This is a genomic window from Streptococcus oriscaviae (assembly GCF_018137985.1).
In the GTDB taxonomy this organism is placed as follows: Bacteria; Bacillota; Bacilli; order Lactobacillales; family Streptococcaceae; genus Streptococcus; species Streptococcus oriscaviae.
In genome coordinates this window covers 648,089-673,571 of the sequence record NZ_CP073084.1, presented here as the reverse complement: position 1 = coordinate 673,571, position 25,483 = coordinate 648,089, and the positions used below count along the sequence as shown (strand labels likewise).

The window sequence follows — 25,483 nt, the reverse complement described above, 5'->3', positions numbered from 1 at the left end:
GAAAAAAATATGATATAATAGAGGGGATTGAGAGAAGAAGAGGTAGTATCATGTTTTATTCATACTTACGAAGTCTGTTGACCTTCCTTTTATGGGCCATTAACGGCAATATCCATTATCACGATCGAGAAAAAATCTTGCCTGAAAGCGAGAATTATATTTTGATTGCCCCCCATCGTACCTTTTGGGATCCGGTCTTTTTCGGTTATGCTGCTGCTCCCAAGCAATTCATCTTTATGGCCAAGAAGGAGCTATTCAAAGACCGCGGGTTCGGTTGGTGGATTAGCAAGTGCGGAGCTTTTCCGATTGACCGTGAAAATCCTGGAACAGCTGCTATCAAGTACCCTGTCAATATGCTGAAAAAAAGCAATCGCTCTCTGGTAATGTTTCCTTCAGGCAGCCGCCACTCTTCAGATTTGAAAGGTGGAGTTGCGGTCATTGCTAAAACGGCCAAGGTAAAAATGATGCCAGCTACCTACATCGGTCCTATGACCATCAAGGGTCTCTTGGCGGGTGAGCGCATCGACGTGGCCTTTGGTGATCCGATTGATATTTCAGACATCAAGCGTTTGGACGATGCGGGAGTTGCGGAAGTCACCCAGCGGATTGAGTCAGAATTTAAGCGTCTGGACGATTTGGCCAAATCGCATCAAACTAAGAAAAAACCAAATGTGTTAACCTATCTTTACCGTGGTCCTGTCCTTTTGCTCGTTGCTATTATCTTGGGCTTGACCTATGCCTTTAGTTACATTGCTAGTTTCTTTTGGAAACCTAGCACTCAGTTAGATAAATAAGACGGAACTCGCAAATGCGAGTTTTTTCTTTTTCGAACTATCTAAGTGGAGGTAGTTTATGGACAAATATATTGAATGGCTAAAAGAATACAAGTGGCAGTTATCGGTGCCAGCAGTGGCTTTGTTGTTGATAGGAAGTTTCGTCCTTTTCCGGCCGGCTGCCCAATCCCAAGACCAAACAGGCTTGACTGATTTTCCACAAACAGAGCAAACCAGCACTAGTCAGGAAGACCTTGCAGCGAGTTCGACCGAGGAAGCAAGCCAGTTGGTTGTGGATGTCAAGGGTGCCGTCAAGGAACCGGGGCTTTACAGCTTGGAGGCTGGCAGTCGTGTAAATGATGCGATCGAAGCGGCAGGAGGACTGACAGATGAGGCCGATCCCAAGTCCATCAATCTGGCTCAGAAACTAACGGATGAAGCCGTGGTTTATGTGGCACGAGTGGAGGAGCAGGTATCTATCATCGGTAGTAGAGAAGGTGACAGTGCAGGGTCGATGCAGGGTGAAAAGAATACGAAGGTCAACCTCAATACAGCGACTGAGGCCGACCTGCAAACCATCTCTGGTATCGGTGCCAAGCGGGCAGCAGATATTATCGCCTATCGAGAGGCCAACGGTGGTTTCAAGACGGTGGATGACCTGAGCAATGTATCCGGAATTGGTGATAAGACCATGGAAAGCCTAAGACCCTATGTCACAGTGGATTAAGCGCCTCTCTCTGCCACCCATTCAGCTGGCGATTCTTTTGTTGGTTGTCTATTTCACCATTCATTCGTTTTCTTTTTTGACAATGGGCCTTCTCAGTTTGTTTCTTCTGGCTCTTTTTCTTGGTCAAAAAAGACAGGTTTTTCTAAAGGTGCTGCCGCTACTCTGTTTGTTTAGTCTGTTTGTCTGCTTTCAGCGGCTGCAATGGCAAGAGGAAGACCAGTCAGCTCCGACCCACTTGGACAGGGTACATCTGCTACCGGATACTATCCAAATAAAGGGGGATAGTCTGTCTTTTCGAGGCAGGGCTGACGGTCGGCTCTATCAGGTCTTTTATCAATTGGCCAGTCAGGAGGAACAGGCTTATTTCTACTCTCTATCAGATACGGTGGAGATAGAGGTTGAAGCGGTGGTCGGTGAGGCAACAGGTCAACGAAATTTTAATGGTTTTGATTATCAGGCCTATCTGGCCAGTCAGGGCATTTATCGTACGGTGACCATTAAGACGATGAAGGAGGTAACGGCTGTCAACAGTTGGAATCCCTTTGACTGGCTGTCTAGTCTGCGAAAAAAGACGATCGATCATATTAGAACCCATTTTCCAGCACCCATGAGCCATTATATGACGGGGCTGTTGTTTGGGGAATTGGGGAGTGAGTTTGAACAGATGAGCGCCATTTATTCGAGTCTGGGGATCATCCATCTCTTTGCTCTGTCTGGCATGCAGGTCGGCTTTTTTGTAGACCGATTTCGCTGGCTGTTCATGCGCCTGGGTCTGACCAAGGAGTGGGTGGATTGGTTACAGTATCCTTTTTCCTTTGTCTACGCGGGTCTGACTGGCTTTTCAGTATCGGTAGTTCGCTCGCTTATACAGAAATTATTAGCGAATCACGGTGTGAAAAAGTTGGACAATCTTGCTTTGACCATCTTGATTTGTCTGTTTTTTCTTCCTAGATCGTTGATGACGGCTGGAGGGATTTTGAGTTTTTCCTATGCCTTTTTGTTGGGGGTGTTCGATTTTGAAGAGTTGCCTCGGTGGAGGAAACTTGCGGCGGAGAGTTTGAGTATCTCGTTGGGGATTTTACCGCTTCTGATGACCCATTTTTATTCGTTCCAGCCTCTTTCTATCCTCTTGACCTTTCTTTTTTCTTTCATTTTTGATTTCTTGCTACTGCCAGGTCTGTCGGTCATTTTTCTCTTATCACCTGTGCTGAAGATAGATTGGGTCAACGGTTTATTTGTTTGTTTGGAGGAGGTCATTCTTTGGGTGGCCAATCTGGGCTTTAGGCCCTTGATACTGGGAAAACCGTCAGATTTTCTCCTCTTGTGTCTAGTTCTTGTCTTGCTTCTGATTCATGATTTTCGCAGGAAAAAGCGGTGTTTGTTCGCCCTGAGTCTCTTGCTCGCTCTGCTTTTTTTCATGGTAAAACATCCCTTGGAAAACGAGGTGACCATGGTGGATATCGGTCAGGGGGATAGTCTGTTCTTGAGGGATGTGTCGGGGCGAACTGTTCTGATTGATGTGGGTGGACGCCTTGAGTTTGCAAGTAAGGAAGGCTGGCGAAAACGGTCGCGGGAAAGCAATGCCCAGCAAACCCTGATTCCCTATCTCCACAGTCGAGGGGTGGGGCGGATTGATTCGTTGGTTCTGACCCACACCGACACGGACCATGTGGGCGATGTGCTGGAGGTGGCCAAGCATGTCGAAATTGGAGAGGTGTATGTGTCGCCAGGAAGTTTGACCGTTCCAGACTTTGTGGCAACTCTGAAGCAGCTCAATGTTCCAGTCCATGTGGCAGAGGTAGGTGATAAGATTCCCATCATGGGTTCTCACTTGGAGGTTCTTTATCCAGCAGAAACTGGTGATGGGGGCAATAATGATTCCATTGTTCTTTATGGTCGCTTGCTGGGAACCAACTTCCTCTTTACAGGGGATTTGGAGCAGGGAGAGCTCGACTTGATAGAAAACTATCCAAATCTGCCGGTCGATGTACTCAAGGCCGGGCACCATGGTTCCAAAGGTTCTTCTTACCCTGAGTTTTTGGAACATATTGACGCTAAGATTGCCTTGGTATCGGCTGGTGTCAACAATCGCTACAAACACCCTCATCAAGAAACCTTGGCTCGTTTTGAAGAGCAGCAGATGCAGGTCTATCGGACAGACCAGCAAGGCGCTGTCCGTTTTAGAGGCTGGTCAAGCTGGCGCATAGAAACAGTAAGAGAATAGTGGATGTCTGTTTGGTCTAGCTTGTGAAGCTTAGGCTCCTTTGCTATAATAAAAGAAAATTATTTTGCTGGAGAGATTAGATGAGTCAGACGGTTAACTATGAACAAGTTGGAAAAAAGGGCAAGATTGAGCGGGTCGTCTTACTTAGTCAGTCACCGCGCCGCAAGGAATTGCTGTCCTTTTTGAAGCCTGAGATTGCTTGGGTAGAGTTGGACGAACGCGGGATTGAGGAGCAATTTATGGCGGCTTTTGCCGGCGATGCTTTCCTAACTCGGGCGGCTAAGACCTGTTGTGAGATTTCAAAAGCCAAGTCAGAGCGCGAACTAGAAGAAGGGGTTCTCTATATTTCTGCGGATACCATCGTTGTGTTTGGCGAGCAGGTTTACAACAAACCAGTAGACGCTAAAGAGGCGCGCGAGATGTTTTTGTCTTACTTCGGCAAGTGCCATCAGGTAGTCACCTCGGTCTGTCTGCGGATGAAGGGCTACTTGGATGTCTTTTATACAGTAGCAGATATTGAGTTTGTGGAGTATTATCCCGAGTTGGATTCGGCCATAGAGGCCTACTTGAACTCAAACTCTCCTATGGACAAGGCTGGCGCTTATGGTTTTCAGGAATTAGATCCGCGCTTTATCAAATCTGTGCGAGGCGACATCCATACGATTATTGGATTGCCTGTTGCAGAAACCGCCTTTCGGCTTGCCCGATAAAAATGTGAGTGAAGACAGGTCATCTGGCCTAACACAATTTAGTAATAGTAGCGAGTCAGTCCGCCTGACTCGTTTTTGTATATAGTTTTGATTTAAAGAGTACACCCCCTGCTACACTAGTAAAGCAAGGAGGAAAACAGTGAAGAACATCATCAAGCAACACCAAACCCAAGGAAGTATCACCATCGGCTACGCCCGCGTCAGCTCCGCTGATAATCGCCAAGAGCTGGGGCTAACTGTCCAAAAAGAAGCCCTGAACTTCTGCGACAGACTCTACATCGAAAAAGAATCAGGAGGCAACCAAGAACGGCCGCAGCTACAAAGAGCGCTAACGCTCGCCAAGGCCTGCGCCAACCAAGGCATAGAAACCAGCCTAGTCGTCTATAAGCTAGACCGCCTGACCAGAAAAATGCTCCACCTCTCCGCCCTCATCGCAGACCTGACCAGTCATCACATCCGTCTCCAATCCCTTCACGAACAGATTGAAACGGACTCCCTGACAGGTAGGTTCTTCTGCCTCATGTTGGGCTATGTGGCAGAATGGGAGCTTCAAGCTATTTCAGACCGGACCAAGGACGGACTGCGCAAGGCCAGAGAACGCGGAGTCAGACTGGGCAACAAGGGTTTGCCCAAAACCAAGCAAAGGCAGATTATCCGCTCCTATCTCAAGCAAGAAATGCCCATCCGAGAGATGGCCGACCAGTTCCATATTTCCACCGCCACCATTTACAGCGTTCTAAGGCGCAATAATATCCGAATAAACCGCAAAATGAACCTAAAAATGGTTGACAAAAGTTGGAAAAAATAGTAAATTAAAAACGTAAAATTGTTTTAGCAGACGTTCGTTTGGTAAAACAATCAAAATCATCTATAACGAATAGTCAAAATGCTGATTTGACGGGGTTTTTGAGGCCTTGTCGAGTCGGCATTTTTTTGATTTTTCGATGTTTTAGTTAACGAACGTTAACTAAAACACGCACAAACCCTATTGTAGCAGGGGTTTTGAGGGGGTTGGGGATTAAGAAAAAGCAGAAAATAAGGATAGATATTGATAAAATTATAAAAATGTCATACACAACTTCAAGTTGATAGAAGTCGTCATCACTCAACTCCTATCAAGCACATTCAAAAGAAGTTGAAGATAAATTAGTTTGTCTTGGGCTTTTTGTGCTTGATGGGAGTTTCTTTTTAAATTATAGAGAAAGGGAAGTGCCCGTGAGGGCGCTGGTGATTCATTATGAAAATCACGAAGAAAAAAGCCCTCGCGGGCTCACTTATTGTGTTAGGTCTAGCTGGGGGGATTGTAGCTCCAGCATTCCCGTCTCTTTGGGACGGGGATACCGTGATTGCGGCAGAAACGCCGCAAGAAACGGTTCAATTGACCGTTATCCATATCATTGATACGGGTAACGGGTTTGCAGGGGTCCTTGCGAGAGAATATTACACTCTCTCCCCGGGGGAAAGCATTACTCTTTCTCGTCTCTACACTCATAAGCTAATAGACTGGTATGCGGGTGGTGACCGTGGGTCATTCTCTCTTTTAGGGGAGAGCGACTCTGTTACTATCAGTTACGACCAAGCTATATCTGATAGTAACGTGTCAGTGGGTTTCCGTTATCACCCTAACGAAACCACCACCGAGGCTCCGACTACTGAAGCACCAACCACTGAAGTTCCAACGACTGAAGTAGCAAGCACTGAGGCTCCAACTACGGAAGCACCAACCACCGAAGCACCAACCACAGAAGCGCCGACTACCGAAGTGCCAACAATTCAAGTTATGGTAGAAATATACCAGAACGAGAAGCTTCTCCTTCAGGGCATCAGGCCTCTGCAAGTCAAGTTAGGGGACGATCCAATTGCTTTTGTTCGCAGCAAAACCTTTAACGAAGAAGAATTCGGGGTTTTTTTGAGAGGCGAAATTGATTATGGGCGCGGAATTGTAAGGTTGTACTACACCACCGAAGCTCCGACAACTGAAGCGCCAACTACGGAAGTACCGACTACTGAAGCACCAACTACGGAAGCACCAACTACGGAAGCACCAACTACGGAAGCACCGACTACGGAAGCACCAACCACGGAAGTACCGACTACCGAAGTACCAACTACCGAAGTACCAACTACCGAAGTACCAACTACGGAAGCACCAACGACTGAAGCTCCAACCACCGAGGCTCCGACGACCGAAGTACCGACGACTGAAGCACCAACTACGGAAGCACCGACTACCGAAGCACCAACCACAGAAGTTCCAACGACTGAAAGCCAAAAAGCGACCATTTCCTTCGACCTAGCAGGCGGAAGCCTTAACGGTCAAACAGGAACGGTGAACTTGGAGGCAGAGGTGGGTCAGATAATCACCTTACCAGAAGCTCCGACCAGAGAAGGCTATCGCTTCCTCCACTGGAAAGGGTCTGTCTACCAAGCAGGAGCTCAGTACACTGTGACAGGTCCTAAGACCTTCACAGCGGTGTGGGAGCCGGTGGCTGCACCGACTACCACAACAACTACTGCAAGCGAAACGCCTAAGAAAATCCTGCCAGCAACAGGGGAGGCAAGCTCTCTTTTAAGTCTGGCTGGACTTGGCCTTGCTGGTTTCGCTGGATTCCTAGGATTTAAACGCAAACAGGACTAAAGTAACCTTTAGTCACCGCCCTATCTTTATAAGGTAGGGCCTTTTCTTTTTGCCTAATTTTATAACCTATTAGCTGGACTACTACCTACTATAAAAAAGTTTAAAATCCTTTTGGGTTTGCTCATATTGAAATCGCTTCCGCTATCCTCTAGAATAGAAATGTAGGTAGACTGTCCCTATCGTCTTACCAAAGGTCAAGAACAAGACCGATTGAATAAAAGGAGGAACTCTATGGCAACTAATGACATGATGAATCAGTGGTTTGAGGCGCAAAAGAAAATGGCGGAACAGTGGCAGACCATGTTTTCTGGCAAGACAGAGGACACCAAGCAGGAAAAAGGTCTGGCAGATCTGGTTGCTGCCCAGCAACAATTTTTCACGGACTATCTCAAAGCCTTCAGCCCTCAAACAGCTTATCCTTTGCCATTTGCGACGGGATTTTCGCATCCTGTTCTTGATTCGTGGAACAAATGGCAGACAACTTGGGCAGAAAATGTGCAGAACTCTTTCCAAGAAGGGCCGGTAGCGAGCTATCTTGCGCAGTTTCCTGATATGAATACCTATCTGGAATTTTACCGCAACCAGTTCAATCCATCCAGACTCTATGATGTGATGGATAGCAATTCTTATGCAACATTTGCAAAAATCATGGATGCTAATCAGCATTATGTGAATTTTTACCGTTATTTTGACAAGTTGCGTGACCTGTACAGCAAGCCGTTTGCGGAGGATGGCAAGGACTTGTTGGACAAGTGGGTGACGGATAGTCAGCAATTTTATGCAGACTTTGTTCAACCCTTTATTCCCGCACAGATTCGTCAGGTAGTTGAAGCACCTTATCAGTTAACCCAGACGATTGGGGATCAGTGGACCAAGTTTTTAGGCCCATGGGCGGAATCCTTCTTTGAGCTCAGCCGTTTGTATGTAGAAGGAGCAAATGGTGATACAGAAAAATTGGCTGAATACTTTGCCCTTTGGAAGGAACAGTACGAGGCAACGGTAGCACCGCTTCTACGTCTTCCGGGTATGGGGAATCAGACAGAGAAGATTGAAGCACAGAATGCCTTTTTGGACAATGCCATCCAACTCATCTTGACCAATGTGGAATTTCAGCAGAAACTCTCTCAGGTTACTCAAAAACGGGCCAAGAGCTTGATGGAAGAGTTTGTAGAACTCGTGAAAAAAGGTGAGCAGCCGAAGACCTACAAGGAATTCTATCAGCATTGGACCAACCAAGTTGAAAAAACCTTGCAGGAATATTTCTATTCAGATGAGTTTTCACAATTATTGGCTCGTTTTGGAACGGCAAATGCCCAGTTCGTCATCGCCCGCAACAAGGTTTTGGAATTGGCTTTGAAGGGGCTGCCAATCGTACTGGAAAGTGACGCAAGAAGCTTGTATCAGAAGGTACAGAACTTGAAACGTGAAGTGAGTCAGCTCAAGCGTGACCTCAAGGTTCTCAAGGCGGCTTCTGAAGAAGTGAAGCCCAGCAAGGCCAAAACCAGCAAGAAAACGGACAGCAAGTAAGAGATAAGGTGAAAGGAGACTGCCTATGTTTGATGATTTTTTGACAGTACCGAAGAAAAATGTTCAGGATGCCCTTGAAGCCCAACAGCGGTTGATAAAGGGGATTGAAACCCTGACTAAGCTGGAGCGGCCCAAGGGGGGCGTATCTGAAAAAGAGGTCATTTACAAAGAGGATAAGTTGACCCTCTATCATTTCACGCCAAAGGTGAAAAGTCCTTTGAAAACTCCTACCCTCATTTCGTATGCGTTGGTCAACAAGTACTATATGCTGGATTTGCAGGAAGGCAACAGCTTTGTGGAGGACTTGCTTCTTGCAGGAGCAGACCTGTATGTGATTGACTGGGGGTACCCGACCAAGGATGACATGTTCATCACCATGGAAGACTATATTCAAGGGTATATGCGCAACTGTGTCGAGGCCGTTTTGGAACACTCTGGAGCAGACAAGATTAACTTCTTTGGCATTTGTCAGGGAGCCAATTTTGCGACGATTTTCACGGCCCTCAATCCTGACTTGGTGAAAAACTTAGTGACCGTTGTAGCACCGATTGATTTTTCACCTTGTGACAAGTTGCTCTTCCAATGGGGCAAATATTTGGATGCGGATAGCATGGTGGAAGCTTATGGCAATGTGTCGGGTGAAATCATGAATAACGGATTCTTGCTTTTGTCACCGATTAAGCTAACGACCAATAAATACCTGGACTTGATTGATAAATTGGACAATGAAAAGGCCATGACCAATTTCTTGGCTCTGGAAAGTTGGATTTTTGACAGTCCAGATCAGGCTGGGGCGACGATTCGCCAGTTTACCAATGACATGTATCATGACAATAAGCTCGTCAAAGGCGAGTTGATGATTGGGGATGAGCTTGTTGATTTGAAGAAGATCAAGCAGCCACTGCTGAACATTATCGCTAAACGGGATGATCAGGTGCCGACATTGGCTTCTGAACCGCTGCCTAAGTTGGTCGGCTCTAAAGATACGGAAACAGTTTATTACGAATCCGGTCACATTGGGCTTTTTGTCAGCAAGCGTTCCCGGGAGCAAGTTATTCCAAAATTGATGGAGTTTTACAGCTCTCACGATGACTAAAAGAAAAAACTCCTATCCATCCTTGGATGGGTAGGAGCTTCTTTCAATCATGCGGTCTGTAAAGGTAGTCTTTGAGAAGGGCAGTCAGCTGGTCTAGCTGATCTGTCAAAATTGAGTGACCTGCCTCCAGTACAATAAGCTGGCTGTGGGGCTGCAGGGCCTTATGTGTCAGCTTTGCAGTATCAAGACTGACAACGGGATCTTTGTCACCGTGGATAATCAAGACAGGCGCTTGAATCTTCTCGATGTGGCCGTTGCCAAGAGTGATGCCATTGTGTTCAAGCGTGATATTAAAGGTAAAGAGGCTGAGAAAGATGTCAGAATAGTTACGTTGTTGATAAGCGGCATCTAGGTAAACTTGAAATTCTTGTTCTGAGATGGGATTGTTCTGATAAAGAGGGGCAAGGATTTTCCGAATCAGCCCTTCCCGGCGATGTTTGAGGGCGTATTCAATTTTTTGAAGGGCGGGGTTCCACTTGGTCAGGGCTTTACTAGCCGGTATCATGAAGGGAAACATGCCAAGAGCAGTCAGAGGGTTGTCCTTGGGGGTGACGTAGCCCTTGACACCGACAGATGAAAGCAGGACAAGCTGCTGAATGAGCTTCGGACGAAGGGCTGCCATTTCAAGCGCAACACCGCCACCTGTGGACCAACCAAGGACGGTACACCTGTCAATCGCAAGCAGGTCTAACAGGTTCAAGACATCTCGGGCTAGGTCTGTCAAGGAAGCAATTGACTGGTGATAACTGGAGTGCCCAAAGCCGCGCATGTCAATAGCCAATAGCTGAACATGGTCTTTTAGTTGCTCCATAAGCTTTTCAAAATGCACCGAGGAGCTGAGATTGCCGTGGAGCAAGACCAGAACAGGCCCCTTCTTACCGACCTTCCGATAGCTGAGTGTTTCGCCAGTTGTCAGCTCTTGCTGAGAAATAGGAAATAATGTCATAAACTGTCCTTTCATTGACACCATTATACAAAAAGTTTTTAAAAATGCAATCATGTAGATTAGGAGAAACCAATGACGAAAGTATTTGAAATTGGACAAAGCGGAAGCTTTTCCAAAACCATTACAGAAACAGACGTAGTCTTATTTGCCGGGATTTCAGGAGATTTAAATCCTGCCCACACCAATGAAGTTGAGGCTGCACAGGGGATGTTTAAAAAACGGATTGCCCATGGTATGCTGGGGGCATCCTTGATTTCAACCGTGTTGGGAATGCACCTGCCAGGCCCAGGTACAATCTACCTTGGGCAAAACCTCACCTTCCTGAAGCCGGTTGCTATTGGGGATACTCTGACAGCAGAGGCGACGGTAGCCGCGGTAGATGAAAAGGGCTGGCTCACACTGGACACCATTGTGACCAACCAAGAGGGGGTAAAGGTTATTTCAGGAACAGCCAAGGTCATTCCTCCCAAATAAGTGTCTAAAACTTAATAAAGTCATATATAAGACATTGTTATAGGAAAAAGATTGAAAAGCCTTACAAGCTATGCTATTCTTGTGATAGATGTAACATTCAGGAGGAAAAAAATGAATCGTGTAACAGAATTGCTTGGAATCCAGTACCCTGTTTTCCAAGGTGCTATGGCACAAATCTCTCGTCATCAGCTGGTCAGCGCAGTTTCTAATGCAGGTGGTCTGGGAATCTTGGCATCCGGAGGGCTGACAGCAGAAGAAGTGCGTGAGGAAATCCGATTGACCAAAGCCCTGACCGACAAACCCTTTGCCGTCAATCTGATGCTCATGATGGACAATGTGGCAGAAATTGTTGAAGTTCTGATTGAAGAAGGAGTCAAGGTAGTCACGACCGGTGCTGGTACGCCTAAACCCTATATGCCACGCTTGAAAGAAGCAGGGGTTATCGTCATTCCAGTTATCCCATCCGTCAAACTAGCTCTCAAAATGCAAGAGTTGGGCTGTGATGCAGTTGTGACTGAAGGGATGGAAGCAGGCGGTCATATCGGTGAAATGACCAGTATGCCTCTGACTCGTCAGGTTGCTGCTCATTTGGATATTCCAGTCATCTGTGCAGGTGGCGTGGCAGACGGGCATGGCCTAGTAGCTGCCTATGCCTTGGGTGCTGAAGGGGTTCAGATGGGAACCGTCTTTCTTGCTGCAACAGAATGTCCAATTCCAGACAGCTATAAGCAGGCCGTTTTGGAGGCTGTTGATACATCAACCGTCGTGACAGGTCGCAAGTTCGGCGCGCCGGTTCGATGCATTCGCAATAGCCTGACAACCAAGTATCTGGAACTGGAAAGCCAAGATATTTCTCGCCATGAGTTAGAGAAGATAACCATGGGGGCCTTGGCCAAAGCAGTCAAAGAAGGTGATGTGGAAAACGGCTCTCTGATGGCAGGGCAAATTGCAGGTCTTGTCAAAGAGATCAAACCTGCAAAAGAGATTATCCAGCAGATATTTAACGAAGCAAAAGAAGTTCTTGGGAAACTTCACATAGATTAAGAAAACCAATTTTATCTACCTGGACAAAGGGCGGTGCATCCGTCTTTTGTCTTTTTTATGTCGAAAAAAAGTCTTGTGAAAAAGTCCACATTTACAAGGATAAAGCTATCAGTTTTTCTTATGGTTCTATTAATTTTTATTAAGTAGATTTTTTAGGAAAAGCAGGTTATGATAATGGTGTCAACAAAATGTAAACGCTTTACAAAACACTATACCAAAAAGGAGTTTTTATCATGTCAGTTAAAGAATTAGCAAAAGAGTTGTATCCAGAAGATTTGTTTGGTTATGCTGAGAAGCTGACCGAAGGCGAATTGAAGGTTCTCAAACACTTGCGGGAAGAATTGGAGGCGCGTGTTCGCCCGGTTCTGATTGACTGTTATGAAAAAGCATTGTTGCCACGCGAAGAAATTCTCGGAGCTTTTGCGGCAGCGAAAATCATGACCCACCCAGATCTCTTTGTGGGACGTGAAGGTTCTTGGAAGGCAAGTGAGCTTTACAACGCTTTCCTCTATCTGGAAATGGCACGCTTTGACCCATCTGTGGCAACCTTCTACACAGTACACGGTGGTCTAGGTTACAATACCATTCTTATCGGTGGCAGCCCTGAGCAAATTGAGCGTTTTGCTACGCCAGTTCGCAACTTTGAAGCCCAAACTTGCTTTGCCCTCACCGAGCCTGACCATGGTTCTGACATTGCAGGTGGTCTTGCAACAACTGCAGAACGCAAGGGCGATGTTTGGGTATTGAACGGTGAGAAACGCTGGATTGGTGGTGCTAAGACAGCCGACTTCATCCCTGTCTTTGCCCGCGATGTTGAAACGAAAAAAATCAAGTGCTTCATGGTTAAGAAAGGCAGCCCAGGCTTATCAGTTGAGAACGTTGAGCATAAGATTGCCCTGCGTCTAGTCAACAACGGACACATTACACTCAAGGATGTGGAAGTTCATGAAGACGACCGTTTGGTCAATATCAACGGTTATGGAGATGTTGCAAAAATCTTCGTGCGTACTCGTGCTGACGTAGCCTACATTGCCATGGGTACAGCAGCTGGTGCCTTCAATGCAGCCCTTCGTTTGACTACAACTCGTGAGCAATTCGGACGCAAACTCGGTGGCTTCCAGCTTGTTCAAGAAAAATTGGCTCGTATGCAAGCTAATGTGCAGGCAGCCATTGCTTACTCTGTTCGTATCGCTGAGATTCAAGAATCTGGTAAGGAAGAAATGCTCAACTCTTCGCTTGCTAAATTGCACAATTCACTCCGCATGAGAGAAACAGTTGCTCTGGCTCGTGAAGTATGCGGTGGTAACGGAATTACTTATGAAACAGAAGTGGCTCGCTTCTTCACAGATGCAGAAGCGATTTACACCTACGAGGGAACTCATGAAATCAACGCCATGATTGTAGCTCGTGAGCTAACAGGAATTGGTGCTTTCATCTAAGATGGATGAGAAGGAGTGCTTGTAGGCTTGGTTCTTCAAGGCTCCTTCTTTTTCAAAAGGAAATCCTTCTGATAAAGAAAAAGGAGAAAAAACGTGGAAATTACAACAGTTATGGTCATCGGTTCGGGCCAAATGGGAAGCGGTATTGCTCAAGTTTTTGCCCAATCAGGTTTTACTGTCTACCTGAATGACATTAAAGAAGAATTTGTTGAACGTGGTCTGACAGGAATTAAAAAACAATTTGATCGCGCAGTAGACAAGGAGCGGATGACTCGTGAAGAAGCTGACGCAGCTCTTGCACGCCTCATCCCTTCAACAGACTATGCAGATGCAAAACAGGTTCAATTGGTTATTGAAGCTGCAACTGAAAACAGAGACATCAAACTAAGCATCTTTAAGCAATTACATGACATTACCCCGGCCGAAACTATTTTAGCATCCAATACCTCATCACTTTCGGTAACGGATATTGCAGCTGCTTCTGGCCGACCTGATAAGGTCTTAGGAATGCATTTCTTTAACCCCGCTCCTCTGATGAAACTGGTCGAGGTCATTCGTGCGATTCAAACCTCCCCAGAAACAGCTCAGGCGGTCGAAGCAGTTACTGCAAAAATCAACAAGACAGCAGTCCGAGTGGCAGACTCCTATGGTTTTGTCGTGAACCGTATCCTTATTCCAATGGTTAACGAAGCTGTCTTTGTACTCGGAGAAGGCGTAGCCAGTGCAGAAGAGATTGATACAGCTATGAAACTTGGTGCTAACCACCCAATCGGTCCTTTGGCCTTGGCTGATTTGATTGGGTTGGATGTAGTGCTTGCCATCATGAACGTCCTCAACAGCGGCTTCAATGATCCAAAATACCGTCCAGCTCCATTGCTCAAGAAAATGGTAGAATCAGGCAAACTTGGCCGCAAGACAGGCGAAGGATTCTTCAAGTATTAAGAAAGGCGCAGGAGGAAGAAAAGTATGAAAGAAGCAGTTATTGTAGCAGCTGTCCGTACTCCGATTGGAAGTTATGGCGGCAGCCTGAAAGATGTTTCGGCTGTTGATTTAGGAGTAACAGTCGTCAAAGGCGCCTTGGAAAAAATCAACCTGTCACCAGACCTCGTTGAGGAAGTGATTTTTGGAAATGTTCTCAGTGCTGGCTTGGGTCAAAATGTCGCCCGCCAAATTAGTGTTAAATCAGGGATTCCGATTTCAACACCATCTTTTACCATCAATAAGGTTTGTGGTTCAGGCTTGAAGACCGTTCAACTGGCTGCTCAAGCTGTTCTCCTCGGAGATGCAGACATCGTTGTTGCCGGTGGCGCCGAAAATATGAGTCAGGCAGCCTATGTACTTGAAAACCACCGTTGGGGTTCCCGTATGGGGCACAGCCAGGTCTTGGATACCATGTTGCGCGATGGCTTGACCGATGCATTTGAACCGATTCACATGGGGATTACCGCAGAAAATGTTGCTGCTAAATACGGTATCAGCCGTGAACAACAAGATGCTTTTGCCGTTCATTCTCAAGAAAAAGCTGTTGCTGCTATCAAGGCTGGCAAGTTTAAAGAAGAAATTGTGCCTGTGGTTATTCCGCAGCGCAAGGGGGAACCGCTCGTCTTTGATACGGATGAGTATCCTCGTCACAATGCGAGTTTAGAAGGTATGGGCAAACTTCGTCCAGCCTTTAAGAAAGATGGAACGGTGACCGCTGGAAATGCTTCAGGTATCAATGACGGAGCGGCGGCTGTGGTTGTGATGAGCAGCGAAAAGGCTGCTGAATTGGGTCTTCCTGTTCTTGCTACCATCAAATCCTATGCAAGTGCTGGACTAGAACCAGAATTGATGGGCTGCGGACCGATCTTTGCTAGTCGGAAAGCCCTTGAAAAAGCAGGTTTGACCGTTAGCGACCTTGATTTGATTGAGTCCAACGAAGCCTTCGCTGCTCAAGCCTGTGCGGTGAATAAAGAACTGGATTTGAACACAGAGATTGTCAACGTCAATGGTGGTGCAATCGCCCTTGGTCACCCAATCGGTGCATCAGGTACACGGATTTTTGTCACCCTCTTACATGAAATGCAAAAACGTGATGCCAAGTGCGGTTTAGCGACCCTTTGTATCGGCGGTGGCATGGGGACAGCTGTCATCGTGACACGTTAGTGATGATGAGAATGGAGTGAGATTAGATTTATGAAAAAAACACCAAATCGCTGGTTGATTTTGGCGGCGGCCATTTTGACCAACCTTTCCTTGGGGGCAGGATACGCCTGGTCCGTTTTCCAAAAAGCTTTGTTGGAAGCCAATGTTGACCAGGGCTGGGTTCAATCTCAGACCTCCCTGGCTTTCAGTATCTCCTTTGCCATGGTACCTGTTGGGATGATTATCTTCGGACCAAAAGTAGATGCCCTAGGCCCTAAAAAATTCGTCTTTCTTGGCGGAGTTCTATTTGGTCTTGGCATGTTTGCAACAGGTTTTGCGACGACTCTTCCAGTCCTCTACCTGACTTATGGGGTTATTCTTGGTTTGGGAATTGGCGCAGCTTACGGTGCAGCAACCTCTGTTGCAACCAAGTGGTTCCCTGATAAGAAAGGCTTGGCAGGTGGTTTAACAGCGGCAGGCTTTGGTCTTGGTCCATTGATTATCGGCCCTGTTGCCAAATCCTTGATTGCCTCAACAGGTGTCTATCGAACCTTCAACATTTTGGGGATTGCCCTTTTGGTGATTATCTGTGTGTCTTCGCTGGTGATGGAAAAGGCACCGGCCGCAGCCCCTGTTGCAGGTGCAGCAGCACCGACAGGTAAAACCCACAAAGAAATGCTTCGTGAGGGTAATTTCTGGCTTCTCTGGCTTATTTATATCTTAGGAGCGACAGGCGGTATGATGATTATCGGATCTGCGGCTTCTATCTCAGACCAGTACAAGCTGGTTGGCGAAGCAACCTTCTTCGTTATGTTGGTATCGATTGCCAATACCTTTGGTCGTATCTTCTGGGGGGCTGTTTCCGATAAAATTGGTCGCTATCCAACCGTTGTAGCCATGTTTGCAGCAGTTGCAGGTGGTCTCTTCTTGACAGCAACCTTTAAGGGAGAAGGCAGCGTGCTTGCCATTATCGGTGTCATGTTAGTAGCCCTTTCTTTCGGTGGCTTCCTTGGCTCCTTCCCTGGAATTACGGCAGAAAACTGGGGCGTGGCCAATGTCGGTACGAACTATGGCTGGATGTTTACAGCCTATGGGGTGGCGGCTATTGCAGGACCACAGCTTGGAGCACGACTGGCTCAGGCCAATAACGGAGATTATTCGATGGCCTTCTATATTGTTATCGGTATGGCAGTAGTGGGGATTTTACTTCAGCTCTACTATATCGGAAAAACGAAAAAAGCTTCCTAACCTTTTTAGGGGCCTGAGTTCTGCTCAGGCCTCTTTTTTCAGCTGTAAAATCCATAAGTTGTACTTATAGCTCTATTAAAATTTCTTAAGTAGACGAGGGCTGGAAAACTTGGTAAACTCAAGATGTAAGCGTTTTATATTTTGTCAAAAGAATAGATGTGTTTGTTGACAGCTGGCATCTATTCACAACTAATTTATTAGGAGAAAGTTTATGAACAAAACTGTATTGTTGGATGTGAAAGACCATATTGGTTATATCACCATCAATCGTCCTGAAGCTCTCAACGCCCTCAGTTCGCAAGTTTTGAAAGACCTCAACGACGTTTTGGAAACCGTAGAACAAAGCGACGCTATTCGAGTGGTCATTCTAACAGGTGCAGGGGAAAAATCCTTTGTTGCGGGTGCAGACATTAAAGAGATGGACACCATGACCCCGACAGAAGCATTTGAATACATGACTTATGCCAATGACACCTTCTCCAGACTGGAACATCTTCGTCAGCCAACCATCGCAGCCATCAACGGCTATGCTCTTGGGGGCGGAATGGAGCTCGCTCTCTCAACAGACATTCGTTTAGGGCACGAAAAAATCCTCCTCGGTTTTCCAGAGGTGACACTTGGTATCATCCCAGGATTCGCAGGAACCCAGCGCATGTCCCGTTTGATTGGCGTCAGCAAGGCTAAGGAACTCATCTTCACTGCTCGCAACATCAAGGGAGCAGAAGCCTTAGAACTGGGCATCATTAACCGTTTGGTTGAAGCGGAAAACCTCTTGGAGGAAGCAGAAAATTTAGCTAAGGCCATCATGAAAAATGCTCCGCTTGCTGTGGAAAAAGCCAAACACGTTATCAGTGTAGGAGTGGAATTGCCACTGCAAAACGCCATTCGTCTGGAAACAGAAGCAGAAGCCCTGCTCTTTTCAACCGAGGATAAGGTTGAAGGCATGCGTGCTTTTGTTGAAAAACGCAAGGCAGTTTTTACACGCAAATAAGATCTACTGACGAGGAGAAAAAAATGGCAAAAATTGTAACGCTTAAAGAAGCCGTATCGTTAGTTCAGCCCGGCCATATTGTTGGAATTTCAGGATTTTTGGGCGTGGGTGAACCGTTTGAGCTAATCGAAGGATTGGTGGAACAAGGAACAAAAGAGTTGACCCTAACATCTGTGGTGACCTCTCATCCAGGCAAGGAAGTCGGTGTCGGTCGCCTCTGTGAAAACCATCAGGTTAAAAAATACATCGCTGCCCATGTCGGCACCTCACCCGGCGCTCAGAAGGCCTATTTTGGCGGGGAGATGGAAGTTGAATTTACCCCAATGGGAACCGTGGTAGAGCGCCTTCACGCTGCAGGAGCAGGGCTGGGAGCAGTCCTCACACCGACCGGAGTTGGTACCATCCTAGAAGAAAACCAAGAAAAAATGGTTCGCAACGGCCGTGAGTATCTGGTTTATGATCCGCTGAAAATAGATGTAGCTCTCATCAAAGCTACAAAAGCAGATGCCTATGGCAACCTTTATATCGACGGAACAACCAAGAACATTTCCCTTCAACTAGCATTGGCTGCAGATGTTGTCATCGTTGAAACCAATGAAATTGTTGAAGTAGGAGATATTCATCCAGATGATGTTTATATTCCAGGAATCTTGGTAGACTATATTGTTCAAGGCCTGTCCAGTCAAGAACACCATGAAATGATGGGAGCGCTATGGACAGAAACAAAAAAATTAGCAGGGGTGTAAAGATATGAAAGCTAAAGAAGTTATCGCACGCCGTGTGGCACTCGAGTTCCATGATGGAGACGTAGTTAACCTCGGCTTTGGAATTCCGAACGCATCTGCTGACTATATACCAGAAGGGGTCAATGTTATTTTACAGGCTGAAAATGGAGCCCTTCGCTTCGGTGAAACCCCAGGCAAGGACAATTACCATCCCAACACAGCCAATTCAGGCGGAGCCCCAATTACCTTAATGCCTGGAGCGTCTACCTTTGACATTCAGACTTCATTTGCCATCATTCGTGGTGGTCATGTGGATGCAACCGTTTTGGGTGCGCTTGAGGTCAGCCAAGATGCTAGCATCGCCAACTGGATTATTCCAGGTAAGTTTGCTCCTGGTATGGGCGGGGCAATGGATCTCTTGGTCGGAGCAAAGCGTGTCATCGTTGCCCTTCAACATGTAGACAAACATGGAGAATCCAAGGTCTTGAAGGAATGCACCCTGCCGCTTTCTGCTAAGGGAGTAGTGTCAATGGTCATTACCGAACTTGCTGTATTTGAATTCCAAGATGGCAAGTATCTCTTGAAAGAAGTTGCACCGGGTGTGACGGTGGAAGAAGTGATTGAAAAAACTGCCGGAGATGTCATCGTTTCTGACCATGTCATCACGATGCCAATCTAGATTGAAGCAATGAAATGGATGTTTTCACAAGGTTGACGCTACATGAAGGTTAACAAGAGACAGATAGGGACAGATTTCAGGTATACTTTGTGAAATTTCATACATTTTAACATGCGAAAAAAGCTATAAAACCCGGCCGTTAGATGCTGGGTTTTTATTTGTGAAATTCCTGAGCAAAACGCTTTCAAAACACTGTTCTGGATGATATAATAATATATAGAAGTTAAGCTTATAGTTCAGAAGGAGAAAGGACAGGCCTGTAAACTCTTTACCAGTCCTGCCAACAGTTTTATTTTACAAAAGAACCATACATAGAGGAGGAGTTTTGAATGGGAATGGACATTGTACAGATGGGCTACTTTATCAACATTGTCGAGTGTAGCTGTAATCTTTCCTTGGCTGCTAAGAAAATCCATATCAGCCAATCTGCCTTGAGTCAATTCATCACTCAATTCGAAGCCAACGAAGGGCTTCAGCTGTTTTATCGAAAAAATGGGCGTCTGGAACGACTGACAGAAGCTGGGGAGCGTGTTTTTCGCTATTCATCTGAAATACTCTCTAAATTTGAAGAAATGCAGAGTATGATTCAAAGCGAGTCTGCCAAACAGCAAGGGACTATCCGGCTCGGTATCCCGTCTTTGATACTTCGGATCTATTTTGCTAATATCCTGCCAGACTTTTTGTTGAAACATCCAGATATTGATATTCAAATTACGGAAGGCGGTGGGGTGGAACTTCGCCAGAAATTTATCGCAGAGGATTTGAACTTCGCCATTCTGATTGAGCCGACCAGTCTGGACAATAAAAAGTATGAGCAGCATGTTATTCAGATGGATGAATATGTCGCCTTTATGGATCACAATCATCCGCTTGCCGACAAGGAATTTTTAGAGTGGAAAGACATCGAACCCTATCAAATCGCCACCTTTAACAAGAGCTTTACCACCTACCACGCCATCACCGAGAAAATGAGAAAGGAGAAAGTCAACCCTGATTTGGCCTATCTCTCTTCTTCTTGGGATTATCTGATTCAGGCTGCTTTGGGACATGAGATTATCACTATCCTACCGCGGCCGGTTGAGGAGTTTATCGATAAGGATAAGTTCAAGGTGGTACGCTTTAGGGATTATATTCCGTTTAATATTTGGTTTTGCAGGCCCTATAAATCAAAGGCTAGTGAGATTGAATCCTTCGTCTATGAAGAATTCTTAAAACTCTATTATTCACCTGTTTAAGCAGTTTCGTCACATCATATTATGGAGTTTTCTATGCTATTTTACGATGATATTTTAGAAGAAGCGACTGACTATATTCAAGAAGAGATAATTGGTGAGGCTAGGAAATTTGATATGGAAGAGGAGTTTCCTGTCCGGCACTTTCGGTATTTTGCAGAGGAATTAAAGATTTTTGAACTCATTACCTCTTATCCAGATTCAGAAAGAGCTTTTCGGACTTTTTTGGAAATCATCCGTCTTCTGTCCATTGAATTCTCCTCTTTGGCCAGTATTATCTTCACACAGGCGATTTATGCTATTTGGCTGTTAAAAACCTTTGGCAGCGCAGAGCAGAAAGAGGCCTATTTGGATGATTTGATTTCCTGTAAAAAAATAGGGGCCTTTGCTTTTTCAGAAAAAGATATTAGTTTGGATCGCCATCAGCCAGAAACCATCGCCCGCCAGACTGAAACAGGCTGGATAGTGATTGGAAAAAAGACATGGTGTCCAATGCCACCCTAGCAGATGTCATTTTTGTATTGGCTCAGACCATCGACCAATATGGCAAGAAGGCTCTGGGCATCTTCGTTGTAGACCGCCAGCAAGAAGGACTTCAGATTGGTCCACGGGAAGAGAAAATCGGTGTTCGCGCTATGCCCTTGGCACCTGTCATCCTAGATAATCTCCATCTTGAACCAGATAGTCTGCTAGGAGGAGTTATCAAGGGAACAGAGCAGTGGCGTCAGACTATGGTGAAGATGCGCTTGGTTATCAGCGCCCAGTCTTTGGGAATTGCAGAAGGCTCTTTCCGAAAAGGTCTGGCTTATGCCAAGCTGCGCCGTGGCTTTGGCAAGCGCCCGATTGATGTAGAAATCAACCAACTCAAATTTGCCGGCATGAAAACCAAATTGGCTGCCTGTGAGGCCTACTATAACGAATACATCCGCGGCAGCATGACCAACGAACGACGGGTTTCCATGCTCAAGGTCATCACTTCTGACACAGCCAAGGAAATCTCTGAGGAAATCATCCGCATCACAGGTTCTTATAGCTTTATCGCGGACAATGATATTGAACGGTATGTTCACAATGCGAATATCACCTGTGCCTATGGCGGTGAAACGGATAACTTAAAACGCAAGATTGCAGAGGTTTGGCTTTAAACCTAACCTAAGAGAAAGGAGAAAGGGATGTTACAACGTTATCAATTTGGGCAGATGACACTGACCTGGTTGAGAGGAGCAGATAAGTATACGGATGCAGGAACCTTGTTCGGCCCTGTTCCAAGAGCGGTCTGGTCTCGTTTTTACCCGACTACTGAAGATGGCCTCATGGCCGATGTGACAGATCCAATTTTAATAGAATACAACGGGGAGCGCTATTTGATTGATGCTAGTTTGGGAACAGAAAAATTAGATGCCAAACAGCGCAGGAATCTAGGCGTTCTGTCTGAAAACCGCGTGGTTGAAAGTCTGGCACAACTGGGATTGTCGCCCGAGGATATTGATGTGGTCTTGATGACCCATATGCACAATGACCACGCTGGAGGATTGACCCGTATCCAAGATGGGCAACTGGTATCAACCTTTTCCAAGGCGGTGATTTACATCAACGAGATTGAGTGGGAGGAAGTTCGCCATCCCAATCCTCGTACCCGGGCGACTTATCTGAGAGAGAACTGGGAGGCGGTTCAGAATCAAGTAGTAACCTTCAAGGAGCAGATAACCATCACTGAAGGCATTGAAATGCACCGTACAGGTGGGCACTCCAACGGACACTGCCTGATTTTACTCAAACAAGGGGAGGAAACCATCCTCCACATGGCCGATACTGTACTGACCCATGTCCACCGCAATCCTCTCTGGGTCGCAGCAGTAGATGACTACCCTATGGATTCCATCAAGGCTAAGCAAAAATGGATAAGCGAGGCGTATGAGAAGGGCTATACCTTCCTCTTCTACCATGACCCCTTCTATGCTCTGCTCAAATTTGATCAGACAGGACAGACGGTTGTTTCATGCTTGGAGCGCTTAAGGCCGCCAATCGTTCCTTTTACCGACAAACAGGATAAGCGCCTAGTGGTTGCTGAAGATGTAAAGATACCACCCCAATCATGGCCATAAATCACTCAAAAATCACTCAGGGAAGTGACCCGCTCAAATCTAAGGAGTGGAGGTCAGACAAACCTGAGTGATTTTGGCATCTTTCTCAAGCTCCGTGGTATAATAGACAGAGAATGTGACGAGGATGACGATGACAGTTATTGAACAGATACAAAAACTAAGCCGAGATAACTTGGGACTGATAACAGTCCTGACGGGTGATGACAGAGGGCAGTTTCAATTGGCCAAGGATCAGCTCTTCCAGCAGATTCATTTTGACAGCAGCGATTTGACCATGGCGTATTTTGATATGTCGGAAACAGATTACAGCCAAGTGGATTTGGATTTGGTTTCGCTGCCTTTTTTTGCTGATGAAAAGGTGGTTGTTCTGGACTATTTTGCAGACCTGACCACGGACAAGAAGCGTTATTTAACAGATGAGGAACTCAAGCAGTTTGAGGCCTATCTGGAAAATCCTGTCGAAACCACCCGTTTGCTGATTCTGGCTGCAGGAAAATTGGATAGCAAACGCCGCTTGGTTAAGCTGCTCAAGCGAGATGCACTCGTTTTGGAAGCTACGGCACTGAAAGAAGCTGAATTGCGAGCCTTTTTCCAAAAGGAAATCAAACGGCTAGGCTTGCAGATGGAGGCTTCTGTATTTGAACAGCTTTTGCACAAGTCCAATTTTGATTTTGCAGAAATTAGTAAGAATCTAGCCTTTCTTCAGTCTTACAAGGGACAGGCAGCCATTCGGTTAGAGGATATTGAGCAGGCCATTCCAAAGACCCTTCAGGACAACATTTTTGACCTCAGCCAGCTGGTCTTGCAGTCCAAAATTGATGAGGCCAGAAGTTTGGTCAGGGATTTGCGCCTTCAGGGGGAAGATGAAATCAAGCTACTGGCAATCATGCTGACCCAGTTTCGTTTGTTTTTGCAGGTGCGGTTGCTTCAAGCAGAAGGAAAGCAGGAACAGCAAATCCGAGCAGATTTATCCCTAATCCAAGGACGGCAAGTCAACCCCTATCAAGTCAAATTTGCTCTGAGAGATTCTCGAAATTTATCTATCCAATTTCTGAAAAAAGTGGTGCAATGGTTGATTGAAACGGATTACCAGATGAAGACAGGCCGCCTTGATAAGGACTATCTTTTCGACCTGCTTTTGCTGAAAATAGCCAGCCTGTAATAGTGGACAAATAAGTTGAAAAGCCTATCTGATTACAGTACAATAGTAACAGAACAAGAAAAGAGGAGGCCGACCATGGCAATTATTTTACCAGACCTACCCTACGCATACGATGCACTCGAACCTCACATTGATGCGGAAACCATGACACTGCACCATGACAAGCACCATGCAACCTATGTGGCCAATGCCAACGCAGCTCTTGAAAAACACCCTGAAATCGGTGAAGATTTGGAAAGCCTTTTGGCGGATGTGGAAAAGATTCCAGCTGATATTCGTCAGGCCCTAATCAACAATGGTGGTGGTCATCTCAACCATGCCCTTTTCTGGGAATTGCTTTCTGCGGAGAAGTCTGAAATCTCTCCAGAATTAGCAGCAGACATCGATGCGACCTTTGGTTCATTTGATGCCTTCAAAGACGCCTTCACAACAGCAGCAGCTACTCGCTTTGGTTCAGGCTGGGCTTGGTTGGTTGTCAACAAGGAAGGCAAGTTGGAAGTCATCTCTACTGCTAACCAAGACAGCCCAATCATGCAAGGTTTGAAACCAATCTTGGCCTTGGATGTCTGGGAGCATGCCTACTACCTCAACTACCGCAATGTTCGTCCAAACTACATCAAAGCTTTCTTTGAAATCATCAACTGGAACAAGGTCAACGAACTCTACGCAGCAGCAAAATAAAATCAATCAATAGCCCCAACGGGCTATTTTTTTATGCAAACCGAGTGGATTTTAGAAAAAACCGTAGGGTTAATGTAAAATATGGTATAATGAAGCTGATAAGACAGTTAAAGAATTTGCAGAAGTGACTGGAAAACAGGTCGGATAAGGGGCAGTCAGACTTCTGTGGAAAAGAAGAACAGGGAGGAACAATGATTAACAAGGAACAATACCTATTCTTAAAACAGCACCCGTCCTTTGTCAATTTACCCATTGAGTCCTTTGACCAATTGGCTAAAGAAGTGCGTTTTCGTAAGATTCCTAAGGGGCAGATTTTCTTTTTCGCTGGGGACAAGCGGGAATATCTTTTTGTATTATTTAAGGGGTATGCACGGATTGAGCAGTATGACCAGACCGACACTTATTCCTATCTGGACTACATTCGTGAGGGCGGAGCCTTTCCTTTTGGTGATATTTTCCAAAATGACTATTACCACTACACAGCTATTGCAGCAACTGATTTGGAATATTTCATCGTACCCATGTACCTTTACGAGAAACTATCCATGCGTACACCCAAACAGTTAGTCTATATCAGCCAGAAATTATCTAAAATTCTCAAATTTCAGGAACTCCGTTTGCGCAATGCCATGATTTCCAGAGCCAGCGAGCGCGTGATTCAGGTAATGGCCTTGTTATACTGGGATATTTGTCAGAGAGATAGGCTAGAAACCCTTCCCTTTGAAATTCATATTCAAGAACTTTCTCGTTTGGCTGCCACTACAAGGGAAACGGCTAGCCATGTGGTGAAAGAGCTGAAGAAGGATAAGCATATCGCTTATTCCCATAAGCGCTTGACCTATTTGGATATTGATTTCTTCCTAGAAAATTTAACAGAGACACACTAGCGTCTCTTTTTTTCTTAAAATATTAAAATAATAAATATTCAAAAAATGGTT

General features: G+C 45.9%; 25 protein-coding genes. 24 read left to right on the top strand and 1 reads right to left on the bottom strand.

Going from position 1 to position 25,483, the window contains the following annotated elements:
* The first annotated feature begins 50 nt into the window (after positions 1-50).
* The 8 genes from INT76_RS03285 (at position 51) to phaC (ending at position 9,695) form a co-directional block, all read left to right on the top strand.
* On the top strand, positions 51-794 hold the full coding sequence (locus tag INT76_RS03285; protein WP_212572155.1) for a lysophospholipid acyltransferase family protein: 744 nt from the start codon (positions 51-53) through the stop codon (positions 792-794).
* 58 nt (positions 795-852) lie between these two features.
* Positions 853-1,500 (top strand): helix-hairpin-helix domain-containing protein, encoded by a 648-nt coding sequence (locus INT76_RS03280; protein ID WP_212572153.1) that lies wholly within the window; start codon positions 853-855, stop codon positions 1,498-1,500.
* Positions 1,484-3,724 (top strand): DNA internalization-related competence protein ComEC/Rec2, encoded by a 2,241-nt coding sequence (locus tag INT76_RS03275; protein ID WP_212572146.1) that lies wholly within the window; start codon positions 1,484-1,486, stop codon positions 3,722-3,724. The genes INT76_RS03280 and INT76_RS03275 overlap by 17 nt, the downstream gene beginning before the upstream one ends.
* A gap of 80 nt (positions 3,725-3,804) precedes the next feature.
* Positions 3,805-4,434: a Maf family protein gene (locus INT76_RS03270; RefSeq protein ID WP_212572144.1), complete on the top strand. Its 630-nt coding sequence runs from the start codon at positions 3,805-3,807 to the stop codon at positions 4,432-4,434.
* Between the two features lie 139 nt (positions 4,435-4,573).
* Entirely contained in the window at positions 4,574-5,242 is a 669-nt protein-coding gene (locus INT76_RS03265) for a recombinase family protein (protein WP_212572142.1), read from the top strand.
* A 429-nt stretch (positions 5,243-5,671) separates the two neighbouring features.
* Positions 5,672-7,072, top strand: coding sequence for an InlB B-repeat-containing protein (locus tag INT76_RS11155; RefSeq protein WP_212572140.1), 1,401 nt, complete (start codon positions 5,672-5,674; stop codon positions 7,070-7,072).
* Positions 7,073-7,303: 231 nt separating this feature from the next.
* Positions 7,304-8,599: a poly(R)-hydroxyalkanoic acid synthase subunit PhaE gene (locus tag INT76_RS03255; RefSeq protein ID WP_212572138.1), complete on the top strand. Its 1,296-nt coding sequence runs from the start codon at positions 7,304-7,306 to the stop codon at positions 8,597-8,599.
* A 25-nt stretch (positions 8,600-8,624) separates the two neighbouring features.
* The gene (gene phaC / locus INT76_RS03250) at positions 8,625-9,695 is read left to right on the top strand and encodes a class III poly(R)-hydroxyalkanoic acid synthase subunit PhaC (RefSeq protein ID WP_212572136.1); all 1,071 of its coding nucleotides are present in this window, start codon (positions 8,625-8,627) and stop codon (positions 9,693-9,695) included.
* Positions 9,696-9,738: 43 nt separating this feature from the next.
* Here phaC and INT76_RS03245 read toward each other — a convergent pair whose 3' ends face one another.
* Positions 9,739-10,641 carry an alpha/beta fold hydrolase gene (locus tag INT76_RS03245; RefSeq protein WP_212572134.1) on the bottom strand — a complete coding sequence of 301 codons (903 nt, stop codon included), beginning with the start codon at positions 10,639-10,641 and terminating at the stop codon, positions 9,739-9,741.
* A gap of 72 nt (positions 10,642-10,713) precedes the next feature.
* On the opposite strand from INT76_RS03245, the gene INT76_RS03240 reads away from it, so the two are divergent.
* The 16 genes from INT76_RS03240 to INT76_RS03170 all read left to right on the top strand — a co-directional run bounded on the left by INT76_RS03240 (position 10,714) and on the right by INT76_RS03170 (position 25,432).
* A complete protein-coding gene (locus tag INT76_RS03240) occupies positions 10,714-11,115 on the top strand; it encodes a MaoC family dehydratase (protein WP_212572133.1) in 402 nt (133 codons plus the stop codon).
* Between the two features lie 111 nt (positions 11,116-11,226).
* Entirely contained in the window at positions 11,227-12,159 is a 933-nt protein-coding gene (locus INT76_RS03235; RefSeq protein ID WP_212572131.1) for a nitronate monooxygenase, read from the top strand.
* A gap of 230 nt (positions 12,160-12,389) precedes the next feature.
* Positions 12,390-13,598, top strand: coding sequence for an acyl-CoA dehydrogenase FadE (gene fadE, locus INT76_RS03230; RefSeq protein ID WP_428843987.1), 1,209 nt, complete (start codon positions 12,390-12,392; stop codon positions 13,596-13,598).
* A gap of 93 nt (positions 13,599-13,691) precedes the next feature.
* The gene (locus INT76_RS03225; protein ID WP_212572127.1) at positions 13,692-14,540 is read left to right on the top strand and encodes a 3-hydroxybutyryl-CoA dehydrogenase; all 849 of its coding nucleotides are present in this window, start codon (positions 13,692-13,694) and stop codon (positions 14,538-14,540) included.
* A 24-nt stretch (positions 14,541-14,564) separates the two neighbouring features.
* Positions 14,565-15,743: an acetyl-CoA C-acetyltransferase gene (locus INT76_RS03220; protein WP_212572125.1), complete on the top strand. Its 1,179-nt coding sequence runs from the start codon at positions 14,565-14,567 to the stop codon at positions 15,741-15,743.
* Between the two features lie 30 nt (positions 15,744-15,773).
* On the top strand, positions 15,774-16,970 hold the full coding sequence (locus INT76_RS03215) for an L-lactate MFS transporter (RefSeq protein WP_212572123.1): 1,197 nt from the start codon (positions 15,774-15,776) through the stop codon (positions 16,968-16,970).
* A 211-nt stretch (positions 16,971-17,181) separates the two neighbouring features.
* Positions 17,182-17,961 (top strand): enoyl-CoA hydratase-related protein, encoded by a 780-nt coding sequence (locus tag INT76_RS03210; protein WP_212572121.1) that lies wholly within the window; start codon positions 17,182-17,184, stop codon positions 17,959-17,961.
* 23 nt (positions 17,962-17,984) lie between these two features.
* Complete coding sequence (locus INT76_RS03205; protein ID WP_212572119.1) at positions 17,985-18,707, top strand: CoA transferase subunit A; 723 nt, start codon at positions 17,985-17,987, stop codon at positions 18,705-18,707.
* A gap of 4 nt (positions 18,708-18,711) precedes the next feature.
* Positions 18,712-19,365: a 3-oxoacid CoA-transferase subunit B gene (locus INT76_RS03200; protein ID WP_212572117.1), complete on the top strand. Its 654-nt coding sequence runs from the start codon at positions 18,712-18,714 to the stop codon at positions 19,363-19,365.
* A gap of 335 nt (positions 19,366-19,700) precedes the next feature.
* Positions 19,701-20,600 carry a LysR family transcriptional regulator gene (locus tag INT76_RS03195; protein ID WP_212573006.1) on the top strand — a complete coding sequence of 300 codons (900 nt, stop codon included), beginning with the start codon at positions 19,701-19,703 and terminating at the stop codon, positions 20,598-20,600.
* A 33-nt stretch (positions 20,601-20,633) separates the two neighbouring features.
* Positions 20,634-21,101, top strand: a complete 468-nt coding sequence (locus INT76_RS11000) for an acyl-CoA dehydrogenase family protein (RefSeq protein ID WP_249116174.1) — start codon at positions 20,634-20,636, stop codon at positions 21,099-21,101.
* Positions 21,080-21,742, top strand: coding sequence for an acyl-CoA dehydrogenase family protein (locus INT76_RS10995; RefSeq protein WP_249116173.1), 663 nt, complete (start codon positions 21,080-21,082; stop codon positions 21,740-21,742). The genes INT76_RS11000 and INT76_RS10995 overlap by 22 nt, the downstream gene beginning before the upstream one ends.
* Before the next feature lie 27 nt (positions 21,743-21,769).
* Positions 21,770-22,702, top strand: a complete 933-nt coding sequence (locus INT76_RS03185) for an MBL fold metallo-hydrolase (protein WP_249116172.1) — start codon at positions 21,770-21,772, stop codon at positions 22,700-22,702.
* A 130-nt stretch (positions 22,703-22,832) separates the two neighbouring features.
* Positions 22,833-23,864 carry a DNA polymerase III subunit delta gene (holA, locus tag INT76_RS03180; RefSeq protein WP_212572115.1) on the top strand — a complete coding sequence of 344 codons (1,032 nt, stop codon included), beginning with the start codon at positions 22,833-22,835 and terminating at the stop codon, positions 23,862-23,864.
* A gap of 75 nt (positions 23,865-23,939) precedes the next feature.
* Positions 23,940-24,545, top strand: a complete 606-nt coding sequence (sodA, locus tag INT76_RS03175; RefSeq protein WP_212572113.1) for a superoxide dismutase SodA — start codon at positions 23,940-23,942, stop codon at positions 24,543-24,545.
* 191 nt (positions 24,546-24,736) lie between these two features.
* The gene (locus INT76_RS03170) at positions 24,737-25,432 is read left to right on the top strand and encodes a Crp/Fnr family transcriptional regulator (protein WP_212572111.1); all 696 of its coding nucleotides are present in this window, start codon (positions 24,737-24,739) and stop codon (positions 25,430-25,432) included.
* The last annotated feature ends 51 nt before the right edge of the window (positions 25,433-25,483 follow it).

Bases quoted from the DNA above. Each gene is read 5' to 3' on its own strand.
- INT76_RS03285 (WP_212572155.1), top strand. From the start codon at position 51: ATGTTTTATTCATACTTACGAAGTCTGTTGACCTTCCTTTTATGGGCC.
- INT76_RS03280 (WP_212572153.1), top strand. From the start codon at position 853: ATGGACAAATATATTGAATGGCTAAAAGAATACAAGTGGCAGTTATCG.
- INT76_RS03275 (WP_212572146.1), top strand. From the start codon at position 1,484: ATGTCACAGTGGATTAAGCGCCTCTCTCTGCCACCCATTCAGCTGGCG.
- INT76_RS03270 (WP_212572144.1), top strand. From the start codon at position 3,805: ATGAGTCAGACGGTTAACTATGAACAAGTTGGAAAAAAGGGCAAGATT.
- INT76_RS11155 (WP_212572140.1), top strand. From the start codon at position 5,672: ATGAAAATCACGAAGAAAAAAGCCCTCGCGGGCTCACTTATTGTGTTA.
- INT76_RS03255 (WP_212572138.1), top strand. From the start codon at position 7,304: ATGGCAACTAATGACATGATGAATCAGTGGTTTGAGGCGCAAAAGAAA.
- phaC (WP_212572136.1), top strand. From the start codon at position 8,625: ATGTTTGATGATTTTTTGACAGTACCGAAGAAAAATGTTCAGGATGCC.
- INT76_RS03245 (WP_212572134.1), bottom strand. From the start codon at position 10,641: ATGACATTATTTCCTATTTCTCAGCAAGAGCTGACAACTGGCGAAACA.
- INT76_RS03240 (WP_212572133.1), top strand. From the start codon at position 10,714: ATGACGAAAGTATTTGAAATTGGACAAAGCGGAAGCTTTTCCAAAACC.
- INT76_RS03235 (WP_212572131.1), top strand. From the start codon at position 11,227: ATGAATCGTGTAACAGAATTGCTTGGAATCCAGTACCCTGTTTTCCAA.
- INT76_RS03220 (WP_212572125.1), top strand. From the start codon at position 14,565: ATGAAAGAAGCAGTTATTGTAGCAGCTGTCCGTACTCCGATTGGAAGT.
- INT76_RS03215 (WP_212572123.1), top strand. From the start codon at position 15,774: ATGAAAAAAACACCAAATCGCTGGTTGATTTTGGCGGCGGCCATTTTG.
- INT76_RS03210 (WP_212572121.1), top strand. From the start codon at position 17,182: ATGAACAAAACTGTATTGTTGGATGTGAAAGACCATATTGGTTATATC.
- INT76_RS03205 (WP_212572119.1), top strand. From the start codon at position 17,985: ATGGCAAAAATTGTAACGCTTAAAGAAGCCGTATCGTTAGTTCAGCCC.
- INT76_RS03200 (WP_212572117.1), top strand. From the start codon at position 18,712: ATGAAAGCTAAAGAAGTTATCGCACGCCGTGTGGCACTCGAGTTCCAT.
- INT76_RS03195 (WP_212573006.1), top strand. From the start codon at position 19,701: ATGGACATTGTACAGATGGGCTACTTTATCAACATTGTCGAGTGTAGC.
- INT76_RS11000 (WP_249116174.1), top strand. From the start codon at position 20,634: ATGCTATTTTACGATGATATTTTAGAAGAAGCGACTGACTATATTCAA.
- INT76_RS10995 (WP_249116173.1), top strand. From the start codon at position 21,080: ATGGTGTCCAATGCCACCCTAGCAGATGTCATTTTTGTATTGGCTCAG.
- INT76_RS03185 (WP_249116172.1), top strand. From the start codon at position 21,770: ATGTTACAACGTTATCAATTTGGGCAGATGACACTGACCTGGTTGAGA.
- holA (WP_212572115.1), top strand. From the start codon at position 22,833: ATGACAGTTATTGAACAGATACAAAAACTAAGCCGAGATAACTTGGGA.
- sodA (WP_212572113.1), top strand. From the start codon at position 23,940: ATGGCAATTATTTTACCAGACCTACCCTACGCATACGATGCACTCGAA.
- INT76_RS03170 (WP_212572111.1), top strand. From the start codon at position 24,737: ATGATTAACAAGGAACAATACCTATTCTTAAAACAGCACCCGTCCTTT.